Here is an 11,686-nt window from a genome sequence, read left to right as displayed (position 1 = left end):
CATATCCTGCATCATTGAACTAGCGCCCTTGTGTCCTGAAGTGAGTCTAACCCATTATTAATTAAAACAAACCGCTGGGCGGTACATGCGCTTAGCTTTCTTCTTAGTGAATATATTGTGTACAACAACATTCAGAGGTGATAATTATATTCATGGCTGATAAAAAGATTATCAATGAAACGCATCAAATTGCTAGCCGACGGGGAAATGGTCAATTGCGCCGTGAAATATGGGTTGACCGTTTCGGTACCATCACCCGTTATAATTTGGCTTATATTAATCACTGTCTATCGCAAGGTGATAATGGTCGGGTCATCGGTTATGACAATGCCCATGGTTTTCATCACCGCCATTACTTGGGCGCAATTGAATCAGTTGATTTTGTCAGCTTTGAACAGATAGAAGATTGCTTTCAAAAGGATTGGACTTCACTAAGGAGAAGTTAATGGACAAGCTAGTTATCAAAACAGCAACGGAAGATGATTTTTTTAAACGAGGCAAAAAACTCGCTACTCTCGCCGATGCGGGGCAAACATTACCGGAAGAGCACACCATTACGTTCGAAGACCCGCTAGAGATGGTACGGGTATTAAGTGCCGCACGGATTGTTCTGCTACGAACAGTGAAGATGTATCCGGGTTCTATCACCTCCCTCTCTACTCGCCTAAAAAGGGATCGTAGTGCCGTCACTCGTGATGTGGCTATTCTGAAAAAAGCCGGGTTGGTCACTGTTGAACAAAAAGTGTTACCGGGCCATGGGCGGATGAAAGAAGTTAAAACAACAGCTTATCGCCTTAAACTCGAGGCCTTCCTTTAGAATTCTTGCCAATAAAACCATTATCAATAAAACTATCGCCAAAACGGGGGCTAGATGATTGCCCCCACAATGACTTGGCATGTCTCGCTGGAAATCAGGTTAATCAGCGATTATTCAAAAATTTATCAAGGAACTGCCGCGTACGTTCATGCTGTGGATGAGCAAACAGCTCTTTTGCTGGCCCTTGTTCAACAATGCGCCCGTGGTCCATAAAGATAACGCGGTCCGCCACATCACGAGCAAAACTCATTTCATGAGTGACGATAACCATCGTCCGCTTTTCTTCTGCCAGTGCGCGAATAGTGCCTAATACTTCGCCCACCAGCTCCGGGTCCAATGCAGATGTCGGTTCATCAAACAGAATAACCTGAGGTTGCATCGCCAGTGCTCGTGCTATAGCTACTCGTTGTTGCTGCCCGCCGGATAAGCGGCGAGGATAGGCGTCTTCCTTGCCACTTAACCCAACTTTTGCCAGCAACTCACGCGCACGTTTTTCAGCCTCTGCTCGTTTTTCGCCTTTGACGATAACCGGCCCTTCAATAATATTTTCCAGCACCGAACGATGCGGAAACAAATTGAAGCTCTGGAAGACAAACCCGACTTTCTGCCGCAATGCCCGAACTTGCCGCTGCTGCTTGCTAATAGGGATACTGCCATCAATCTCTATATCACCGACGCGAATAATTCCAGAGTCAGGGATCTCAAGCAGATTGATGCTACGCAACAGAGTCGTCTTACCGGAGCCGCTCGGGCCAATGATCGCAACAACTTCACCGCTATTCACTTCAAGTGAGATACCGTGCAGCACCTGTTGACCTTTAAACTGTTTGGTCAGTTTTTTAACGTCGATGGTACTCATGGTTACTCCTGATCCTGACGATTAACATGCGCTTCCAAGCGATTTTGTAATGCTGACAACACTGTTGCCATGATCCAATAAATCAGCGAGGCTGCCAGATACATAGTGAAAACTTCCAAGGTGCGGGAGGTCACCAATTGCGCTTGTCGGAAAAGTTCGGGAACCTGGATAGTCGCGGCCAGAGAAGTGTCTTTGACTAAACCGATAAAACTGTTACCTAACGGGGGCAAAGCAGTACGGCCAGCTTGCGGTAATATCACCCGATAGAGGGTTTGCCACCGCGTCATCCCGATACTGGCGGCGGCTTCCCACTGCCCTTTCTCAATGGATGAAATAGCGGCTCGTAATGTCTCTGATGTATAAGCTGCGGTATTGAGTGATAAGCCAATCAAGGCGGCAGGCATAGGATCCAGCTCAATCCCAAATTGCGGTAAACCGTAATAAATCATAAACAGTTGGGCAATTAATGGGGTACCACGGAAAATGGAGACGTAAAAGCGAGAGAGAAGTGAAAGGGGCAAGAAGCGAGATAACCGCATCATGGCTAACATAAAACCTAATGCCAGACCAAAGAACATCCCCCCCAGACTAAGCTGGAGGGTAAACCAAGCACCTTTCAATAAAAATGGTGCTGAATCCAGCACCAATTGAATACTTTCTTGCATTATTTAGTGACATCCGCGCCAAAATATTTTTCGGAAATCTTGGCCAAAGTGCCGTCTTCTTGCATTTCAGCAATGGCTTTGTTGATAGCCGCTAACAACTCAGGGTTGTTCTTACGCAAAGCTATACCAGATTCCTGACGGGCAAATGCCGGGCCTGCAGCCGCTAAAGTGTTATTGGTTTTCTTCACCAAATCCAATGCCGCTAAACGGTCAACTAAAATAGCATCTGTACGACCTACACGAAGATCTTGATACTTAGTTGGGTCATCATCATAGGTACGAATATCAACATCTTTTAGATTCTCACGTAACCATTGCTCATAGTTACTGCCCAACCCGACACCCACTTTTTTGCCGACCAGATCTTCAGGCTTGTTGAAATTGCCTTCATTACCTTTTTTGGTCAGAACCTGAATACCCGAAACTGTATAAGGCGTTGAGAAATCGTATTTTTTCTTGCGCTCATCTGAAATGGTAACTTGGTTAATCGCCACATCAATACGCTTAGATTCCAATGAGGCCAACATACCATCCCATTTGGTCGGGGTGATTTTTGCTTTGACGCCCATATGCTGCGCCAGAGCATTGGCGAAATCCACTTCAAAACCCGTAAGCTTGCCGTCTTCACCTTGGAAACTAAACGGTGGATAAGTTCCTTCCAACCCGACAATCAGAGTTCCTCGATCCTTAACCTGATCTAGCAGGTCACCCGCAGCGTAAGATTTCACATTCAGGCCTGTTGCCAGCGCAACTGCCACCATACCCAAGACCATCCGACGACGTACAATTGAAAAGCCCATACATACTCCAACTGTCATGTTTATTTTTGATATTCAACACTTTATCAGTGTTTTTAATGGATTAAAGGAATATAAACTAATAACGATAGCTATAAATGGAATAAGCAATAACCAAAGACTACACCTGCGGATGATAAGCAAATAGCGCAGGTGCACCGCCGGTATGAATAAACAAAATCGGGCCATCATCGCGAAACTTGTTCTGCTCGAGGCCATCCAGTAAACCAGCCATCGCCTTACCGGTATAAACCGGATCCAACAATATCCCCTCCTGCCTTGCCAACAGCCCAATTGCCGCCAGCCCTTCTTCGTTGGGCATGCCATATTGCGGTGCGAAATAATCATCCCACAGGGTAATGTCTGCCAACGCGTCGGTGAACCCAAGAGATTCGGCGAGTGTTTTCTGGATATCTGTCACTTTCGGGCGCTGTTCTTGTGCTTTACGCGAGACAGTGACGCCAATCAGTTCTGCTTGGGGTAACAGTTGCTGTAAACCCACGGCCAGCCCTGCATGGGTACCCGCGCTACCGGAAGCGACAACCACCGAACTAAAGGTGACATTCCCGGCCGACTGAGCCGCAATTTCCAATGCGCATTGCACATATCCCAAGGCACCTAGAGCATTAGATCCCCCGACTGGCACGACATATGGACGAAAACCCTGAGCCTCGATACGGGTTGCCAACTCAGCCAATTGTTGGTTTGGATCATGTAATCCATCGCACATCACCACATCAACATTAAACAAATCCAGCAGCAATCGATTGCCATTGGTCAGATAGTTTTCCTGCGAGGTACCGATAGGATTCTCAAGTAATGCAACACAATGTAATCCCAATTTTGCAGCAACCGCCGCCGTTTGCCGCACATGGTTAGATTGGATAGCGCCAGCGGTAATCAGTGTATCAGCGCCCTGTCTCAGTGCATCCGCCGCTAAAAACTCCAATTTACGCAGCTTATTGCCCCCAAGCGCCAGCGGCGTGACATCATCACGTTTGATATAAATTTCACGTCCCAGATAATCGGAGAGTCGCGATAGTTTTTCCAACGGCGTGGCATTACCGACCAGATCCAAACGCGGAAATTGCGCCAATTTGTGTTGAAGCGTCACAGGCCCCCCAAGAAATTAATCAAGTTATTTTAACTCTGTCCCAAAGCAATTGGCGTTAAAGATCAACAGTATGCGAACCCCAATGAACTGATTTAAGCCAGTGACTCGGGTAAGTGGGTGCTGCTAACCCTGCTACTTCAAGTACAAAATGGAAATATAGATTTATCAGAAGTAATCGTAATAATCACTTATTTTTATTATAGATGCCGGAGAACAATAATGCAGGGGAATGCATTAGATAATAAAACGCCCAGTCAAGGAAAACCTTGCTGGGCGCGGAATCACTGAAAATATTGATTTAATAATTTTACGTTATATTAGCGGTAGTCTCGGTAAAAACACCGAGTTTTCTCAACTAAGGTCAACCCGTCATTAGCCTTAGTAGCTTTTTTGCCATGCTAAATATTGACCATATTTACGCAAAGCAATACGGTAATTGTTATGTGCGGCATTTGGCAGTTCATCAATAATACTTTGATGAAGAGTTTCACTGGCGCATGTTTCTCTGGTAAATGTTTCTGCTGGATAATTTCTTGCAACCAGCATTTCATCTAAGCGACGTAGACGCACAACATATTCGCGCACAGTGCTATGGCTCATTTCAGTTTGTTCAAATAAATACTGTTTGAACGCCATAATATCGAAATAACCCGGTGTGCTATTGCAATATATCTCACTGCAAAAACGGCATAACGCGGTTAATTCATGCTGAAGCTTTAACCAGACTTGATCATCAATCGGTTGATCCATTCCGGCAATGGCTTCTTTATTGATAATTTGTCCGCGAAAAACCAACGCCATACGATCAAGCTGTTTATGGCAATGTGAACAATGAGTTTGGCCGTGCTTATAATCTTTTAAATAACGGCTCAGCGGCCGCTTTTTTAACTGAAGTCCTGGCATAAGAAGACCTGCATTAATAAAGTTAAACACTGTGATGTCACTGAGCGAAAATGAATTAAGAGTCGTTATTCAGGCGGCTGCGTAAGCGTTTTATCGCCTGGCTATGAAGCTGACTGACGCGGGATTCCCCCACTTCCAGCACGGCTCCGATTTCTTTCAGGTTCAGTTCTTCCTGGTAATACAGCGTCAACACCATTTTTTCACGTTCCGGCAGGGCCTCGATCGCTTCAATGACACGTTGGCGCAGATTTCCTTCCAATAAATGTTGTAGCGGGTTGGCATCCTCATGCCCTTCCAGCATGGGCTCGACACTTTCACCCTGTTCTTCCCGCCATTCGTCATAGGAAAAAAGCTGGCTGTTGTTGGTGTCCAACAAAATCTGACGGTACTCCGCCAAATCGATATCAAGAATTTGTGCCACTTCTTGCTCAGTCGCCGGACGCCCAAGCCGTTGTTCAACTTTTTGCATGGCACTGGCTACTTCGCGCGCATTGCGCCGCACACTACGCGGTGCCCAATCTCGGCTGCGCAGTTCATCCAACATAGCGCCACGTATACGTTGTACCGCATAAGTGGTAAATGCAGTTCCTTGTAAAGCATCGTAACGCTCAACAGCATTCAGCAGACCAATCCCCCCAGCCTGCAGCAAATCATCCAATTCCACACTGGCGGGCAGGCGCACCTGTAAACGCAACGCTTCATGGCGAACCAGAGGAACATAGCGTTGCCAGAGGGAATTCTTATCCATCACGCCTTCGGCGGTATACAGATCACTCACTAGACAGGCACCTAAGGGTAAGAGGGTCGTACCATTATCCTGTCCGGTCAGTCAGACAATCGCCTGAATAGGCCTATAAAAAGGCGGCTATTTGACTTATGCCCATTACTTTTACTGTTAACCTATTGCAAGGACTGCAAAAATAGAGCGCTAAATAGCGGTGAAAAAAACCTGAAAATAAACAATTCACGCCCGATTTGAACTTATATTCTGAGGAAATAACCCTGTCGATTATTTCCTCAGCGTAAAATTCCTATCGCGATATAAAAACCCCGCCAAAAAGGCGGGGCTGAATAATGCAGTATTTCTGAGGAATTAACGCAGCAGAGACAATACAGTTTGTGGAACCTGGTTTGCTTGAGACAGTACAGAAGTACCTGCTTGTTGCAGAATCTGTGCACGGCTCATGTTTGAAACTTCAGTCGCGTAATCAGCATCTTGGATGCGGCTACGTGCTTCAGTCAGGTTGTTTACTGTGTTGTTCAGGTTGGTGATGGTAGAGTTGAAACGGTTTTGAATCGCACCCAATGAGCTACGCAGGGAGTCGATTTTATTGACCGCGCCATCCAAAGTTTCCAACGGATTAGCAGTTTTAGCGGTGGCAGTTTTAGCATCAGTGGTGATGGTGCCATCAGCTTGTTTGAATACTGCTTTACCTGAACCGTTAGTGACTGAACCATCCGCTTGCGCGAAATAGCTAACTTGGTTGTTAGTGGTTAAGGTGCCATCTTTGGCAACAAAGGTATTCGCTGCTTTACCGGCAGTATCAACAGCAGTAGAGCCCGCAGTGAATGCAACACCCGTCGTTGCAGTGCCAAATGCTTCAGCACTCAATGCCCCTTTTACGGTGAATGTCCCAGTAGTACCACCAGCGGTGGTCAGTGTTGCGCCACCTGCAGTAGTGATAGTTGCAGGGATAGCAGTACCACCACCGTTTTTCATTACGCCATCAAGGGTAGCAAGAGCAGGGCCACCTGCGCTGTTTTTAGTCAGGTTACCAGTTGTATCCAGGTAAAGTGCCGCGCCATCATCTGCCGCAGTGATTGCCCCTGCTTTGTCGATAATAACGTCTTGTTTTGTGCCGCCAATATCAATTGTTGCTTTAGTGGTATCACCTGCTTTTGGATTCAGATAATTAATCGCATCTGCCGAAGCAACCGTTGCCACACTAAAGTCGAATGACTTGCTTGCTGAATTATAGGTGAATGCTGCGGTAGTAGACGCCCCCAAACCTACATCCGTAGCAGGAGTAGTCGTAACAGCTGTACCATTTGCCAAATTACCTAATACATCAGCACTGGTCGCACCTTTCAGGCCAGCTGAACCGCTATATTCATTAGTTCCACCAACTTGTGTAAAACCGGCAGTTTTCAAATCTGCTAAAGATGCTGCAGTATTGGCTACGCCGCCTTTACCATTGACGTTGAAACCATCCAGACCCAAGGTCTTAGAATTGATTTCTTTCAGATCCAGTGAGATAGTTTCGCCGTCGTTTGCGCCAACCTGAATTTTCAGGCTGTCAGTTGAAGCCAACACTTTAACGCCGTTAAATTGGGTTTGGCTGGATACACGGTCGATTTCATCTAAACGTTGTTGAATTTCGTCTTGGATTGAATCCAGGTCGGTTTGTTTGTTGCCTTCAGAAGAAGCCTGAACCGTCAGCTCACGAACACGTTGTAAGTTGTTGTTGATTTCGTTCAGTGCGCCTTCAGTGGTCTGAGCGATAGAAATACCATCGTTAGCGTTACGTGCCGCCTGAGTCAAACCACGGATGTTAGAAGTAAAACGGTTAGCGATCGCCTGACCTGCGGCATCGTCTTTCGCGCTATTAATACGCAGACCAGAAGACAAACGCTCAATGGCGGTGCCTAAAGAAGACTGGGATTTGTTCAGGTTGTTCTGAGTCAGCAGAGACAAGCTGTTAGTGTTAATTACCGCCATAGTGTTATTCCTTAAATGCTATTGGGTTATGGTTTGGGCTTACTGCCCACGGCTTCATCACCGTCACAACTTGTATCGGCGCTCTTTAAGGAACCTTTAGTCATTCAGGGAAATAATTTTAAAAATCTCCGGAAATCTCTCCTTACCTCAGTCCTAATCAGTGATTTATTCAATGGGACAAATAGCACCCTGTTATCCCCCGTTATTCCGCCCATCATAAATTCTGTTTTATGTGTAAACTTTTTTCCTCTCTGGCCGATAACCTGTTAACGACACTTGAATATTAAGGATTAGACATGGCAAGTATCAGTTCTCTGGGTAGTGGGTCAGGAATGAATTTAAACGAATTGTTAGATCAGCTAACAACATCGGAAATGACTCGCTTAACCCCGCTGACTAACCAGCAGTCTAGCTATAAAAGCAAGCTTACTGCATTTAGCGTCCTGCAAAGTTCCTTGGCAAAACTAGAAACCGCATCTGCGACATTAAAAAAAGCGGACACATTAAACTCCACAGCGGTCAGTAGCACGAATACTGCGTTTAGTGCTACGACAGACAGTAAAGCCACTGCGGGAAGCTATGTCATTGAAGTAACAAATCTGGCGAAAGCACAATCCTTATTATCTAAAGATGTCCCTAATGTGACAGATAAATTAGGCAATGATAATGCTACCCGCACTATTACTATTAGCCAACCGGGCCAAGAAAAACCGCTAGAGATTACATTAACTAATGAACAAACTTCTCTGGCAGATATCCGAGATGCAATTAATAAAAAAGAAGGTAATGTCAACGCCAGTATTATGAAAGCGGATGATAATACCTATTATCTAGCATTAACTTCTAGAGACACTGGCACAAAATCAGAAATGAACATCAGTGTTACTGGTGATGAAACTTTAAATGATTTTCTGAATTACACGTCAGGTAGCACTGGCGGCAGTGGTGCAATGACGCAGAAAGTCAAAGCGGAAGATGCGCAATTAACAGTCAATGGCGTATCAATTACCCGCCAAAGTAATACCATTACGGATGCGCCACAAGGCGTTACCATTAATCTGAAAGCAGAAACTAAAGCAGGCACACCAGAACAACTGATAATAACCCGCGACAGCAGCGCGACAAAAGCGGCTATTCAGGGTTTTGTCGACGCCTATAATTCTTTGCAAACTACATTTGCGTCACTGACCAAATACACGGCGGTGACAGCAGGTAAAGATCAATCCAGCAGCAATGGGGCTTTAGTTGGTGATGGTACATTAAGAACTATTCAGACTCAGTTAAAAGGTCAATTAGCCTCTACTCAATCCGGTGATTTGCAAACACTGGCTAGTATGGGGATTACTCAAGACCTGGACGGCAAATTAGTCATAGATTCCACGAAACTAGATACTGTATTAAAAGATAAACCTAATAGTGTGACCGCTTTCTTTGTCGGTGACGGCAAAGCGACGGGTTTTGCTACTCAAACTGATAATCTACTTAATGGTGCTTTGGATACGACAAAAGGCACATTAAAAGCTGTCACTGACGGCATTAATAAATCATTAAAAAGTCTTGATAACCAAGTCATATCCACGACTGACAGTATCAATGCCAATATTGAACGATACAAAGCACAATTCACACAGCTGGATAAAATGATGAGTTCATTAAATAACACTTCCAGCTTCTTAACGCAGCAGTTCTCTTAAAGGGATAGAGCATGTACAACCGATCAGGGAGTCAGGCCTACGCTCAGGTAGGATTAGAGAGCGGGGTAATGAGTGCCAGCCCCCATCAATTGATCGTGATGCTATTCGACGGGGCGCAAAGCGCCCTGGTTCGTGCCCGCATCTTGATGAATCAAAGAGATATTCCTGCTAAAGGGGCCGCGATCTCTAAAGCGATTGATATTATTAATAACGGCCTGAATGCCGGGCTAGATTTGGAAAAAGGCGGTGAAATGGCAGAGAATTTGTCGGCTTTATATGACTATATGTCTCGGCGTTTGCTGCATGCCAACTTGCATAATGACGAACAAGCTATTACAGAAGTGCTCGCTTTGCTCGAAAACATTGCGGATGCCTGGCGGCAGATCGGCCCCAATTATAAACCAGATTAGGACCCCATTAAATGGAACGTCACCAGCACCTTTTGTCCGATTATCAACAAATCCTGACCCTCAGTGAGCAAATGTTAGTGCTGGCGACCGAGGGTAATTGGGATGCGCTGGTTGATCTAGAAATGATTTATCTTAAAGCAGTTGAAAGCACTGCTAATATCACTATTTCTTCATGCTCATCGCTAGCACTGCAAGAGTTATTACGAGAAAAGCTTCGTGCTATCTTGGATAATGAAATTGAGATTAAGCGTCTATTGCAATTGCGTCTTGATGCATTAAGTGAGTTGGTTGGCCAATCAACAAAGCAACAGGCGGTGAATAATACTTATGGTCAGTTTCCTGACCATGCATTATTGTTAGGTGAAACTCAGTAATATTCAATTCATAAAATCATAAAATATCGATGAATTACTGAGCAATAGGATAAATTTGAAATTATTAACATGAAGATAGATTTTTATTATCATTTTTTAACATGAGGTTATATTGGCGCTAACAATTACTCATATCTAACTGGCTATTATTCTCACTCCTAATACTTTTCGTCAAGATAGTCGGTTATTGTCATTTTTCTATTAAAATAAGTTGCCAGCCAGCTATTCAAAGCGTAAAGATATTCTCAGGCTAAAATTGTGAAATGAATGTCGATGGAACGTATAATTAATTTTTGCCCTGGAGTGGGTAGCTCTGCACATATTATTCAACACACAGAACTACTGCTCACCTCCGTCTATATTGAGCAACCTTTGCTCATTATGGTTAACCGTGGGCATAAAATTATTCGCTGGAATAATCAGGAATACACTATCCGAGCAGGTGAAATAGTTGCTATCAGTAGCGGCCAGACAATTGATATTATTAATGGCTTATCTGACGATGGGTTATTTTTTAGTCACCAACTGCGTTGTGACCCGCATTTGATAGCGACCTTTGCTAATCATCCCGCATCAACTGGCCTTAGCGTTATTCCTGGAGTTATGCCAGTGCGTAATTTAGCACCGGAATTTATGAATACATTCGGGAGTACATTTAAAGCAATATCCGATATAGGTGATATTCCCCCGGCGATCATCAGGCACCGCATGCTGGAGTTGTTACTTTGGTTAGCACAATGTGGTGTTAAATTTAGATTAAACGATGACCTGTCATTAAGTGAGAAGGTGCGCCGTTGTCTGGCACTTGACCCACACAAAATATGGTCAGCGGCTACAGTTGCCGATCATATGGCAATGAGTGAAGTTGTATTACGGCGAAAATTAGCGGCCGAAAATATACTCTTACGGGATTTGATGATTGATGTGCGCATGACCAGCGCTCTACGTTTGTTACAAGGTACCGACTGGCCAATTTCATTGATTGCTAATCAGGTAGGTTATGAGAGCGCATCACGTTTTGCCGAACGTTTTCGCAAACGTTTTGGATTTGCTCCTACAGCCATACGTGGGCATCATCGTTTACAACCTCCCAATAACGATCCACCAGAAGTCAATTATCATCATTATTTAAACCTGATTTAGGGCCTAGTACACATCATACTTAAAATTGCCTGTGTGCCCACTATCAACGCCTACATCCGTATTTAGGTATCCACATCTTTTATCGATAATCATCCTGACTGCTAAATACTGCTTTTAGATATTCCACACGTTAAAACCTTATTTTTTAATACCATCACTAGATTTTTCTTCCAATAATATTGGATTGATAT

At 44.6% G+C, this 11,686-nt stretch carries 13 protein-coding genes; 6 read left to right on the top strand and 7 right to left on the bottom strand.

Annotated elements, in window-relative coordinates:
• Nucleotides 1–152 precede the first annotated feature (152 nt).
• Together OP863_RS08460 and OP863_RS08455 are read left to right on the top strand one after the other, a co-directional pair.
• Nucleotides 153–446, top strand: coding sequence for a toxin-antitoxin system TumE family protein (locus tag OP863_RS08460; RefSeq protein ID WP_038633685.1), 294 nt, complete (start codon nt 153–155; stop codon nt 444–446).
• Nucleotides 446–817 carry a MarR family transcriptional regulator gene (locus OP863_RS08455; protein ID WP_038633687.1) on the top strand — a complete coding sequence of 124 codons (372 nt, stop codon included), beginning with the start codon at nt 446–448 and terminating at the stop codon, nt 815–817. The genes OP863_RS08460 and OP863_RS08455 overlap by 1 nt, the downstream gene beginning before the upstream one ends.
• A 103-nt stretch (nt 818–920) precedes the next feature.
• On the opposite strand, the gene tcyN is transcribed toward OP863_RS08455, so the two are convergent.
• The 7 genes from tcyN to OP863_RS08420 all read right to left on the bottom strand — a co-directional run bounded on the left by tcyN (nt 921) and on the right by OP863_RS08420 (nt 7,874).
• On the bottom strand, nt 921–1,676 hold the full coding sequence (tcyN, locus tag OP863_RS08450) for an L-cystine ABC transporter ATP-binding protein TcyN (RefSeq protein ID WP_038633689.1): 756 nt from the start codon (nt 1,674–1,676) through the stop codon (nt 921–923).
• 2 nt (nt 1,677–1,678) lie between these two features.
• Nucleotides 1,679–2,341 carry a cystine ABC transporter permease gene (gene tcyL, locus OP863_RS08445; protein ID WP_032820934.1) on the bottom strand — a complete coding sequence of 221 codons (663 nt, stop codon included), beginning with the start codon at nt 2,339–2,341 and terminating at the stop codon, nt 1,679–1,681.
• Entirely contained in the window at nt 2,341–3,141 is an 801-nt protein-coding gene (tcyJ, locus tag OP863_RS08440; protein WP_038633692.1) for a cystine ABC transporter substrate-binding protein, read from the bottom strand. Before tcyJ ends, tcyL begins: the two co-directional genes overlap by 1 nt.
• A gap of 118 nt (nt 3,142–3,259) precedes the next feature.
• Nucleotides 3,260–4,252: a D-cysteine desulfhydrase gene (locus OP863_RS08435; protein ID WP_038633694.1), complete on the bottom strand. Its 993-nt coding sequence runs from the start codon at nt 4,250–4,252 to the stop codon at nt 3,260–3,262.
• 378 nt (nt 4,253–4,630) lie between these two features.
• Nucleotides 4,631–5,155, bottom strand: coding sequence for a flagella biosynthesis regulatory protein FliZ (gene fliZ, locus OP863_RS08430; RefSeq protein WP_038633696.1), 525 nt, complete (start codon nt 5,153–5,155; stop codon nt 4,631–4,633).
• 55 nt (nt 5,156–5,210) lie between these two features.
• Entirely contained in the window at nt 5,211–5,933 is a 723-nt protein-coding gene (locus OP863_RS08425) for an RNA polymerase sigma factor FliA (RefSeq protein ID WP_145589105.1), read from the bottom strand.
• Nucleotides 5,934–6,248: 315 nt separating this feature from the next.
• Entirely contained in the window at nt 6,249–7,874 is a 1,626-nt protein-coding gene (locus tag OP863_RS08420; RefSeq protein ID WP_265526106.1) for a FliC/FljB family flagellin, read from the bottom strand.
• A gap of 296 nt (nt 7,875–8,170) precedes the next feature.
• Between OP863_RS08420 and fliD the strand changes: the two genes are divergently transcribed.
• The 4 genes from fliD (at nt 8,171) to OP863_RS08400 (ending at nt 11,495) form a co-directional block, all read left to right on the top strand.
• The gene (fliD, locus tag OP863_RS08415) at nt 8,171–9,568 is read left to right on the top strand and encodes a flagellar filament capping protein FliD (protein WP_145589102.1); all 1,398 of its coding nucleotides are present in this window, start codon (nt 8,171–8,173) and stop codon (nt 9,566–9,568) included.
• A gap of 11 nt (nt 9,569–9,579) precedes the next feature.
• On the top strand, nt 9,580–9,978 hold the full coding sequence (gene fliS / locus OP863_RS08410) for a flagellar export chaperone FliS (protein WP_265526104.1): 399 nt from the start codon (nt 9,580–9,582) through the stop codon (nt 9,976–9,978).
• Nucleotides 9,979–9,989: 11 nt separating this feature from the next.
• A complete protein-coding gene (fliT, locus tag OP863_RS08405) occupies nt 9,990–10,352 on the top strand; it encodes a flagella biosynthesis regulatory protein FliT (protein WP_145589100.1) in 363 nt (120 codons plus the stop codon).
• 273 nt (nt 10,353–10,625) lie between these two features.
• Nucleotides 10,626–11,495 carry a helix-turn-helix transcriptional regulator gene (locus OP863_RS08400; RefSeq protein WP_145591013.1) on the top strand — a complete coding sequence of 290 codons (870 nt, stop codon included), beginning with the start codon at nt 10,626–10,628 and terminating at the stop codon, nt 11,493–11,495.
• The last annotated feature ends 191 nt before the right edge of the window (nt 11,496–11,686 follow it).

It is taken from the genome of Yersinia sp. SCPM-O-B-9106 (C-191) (assembly GCF_026183365.1).
Taxonomy (GTDB): Bacteria; Pseudomonadota; Gammaproteobacteria; order Enterobacterales; family Enterobacteriaceae; genus Yersinia; species Yersinia rochesterensis.
The sequence above is the reverse complement of the archived record's forward strand: the minus strand, read 5'-3'. Positions and strand labels throughout refer to the sequence as shown.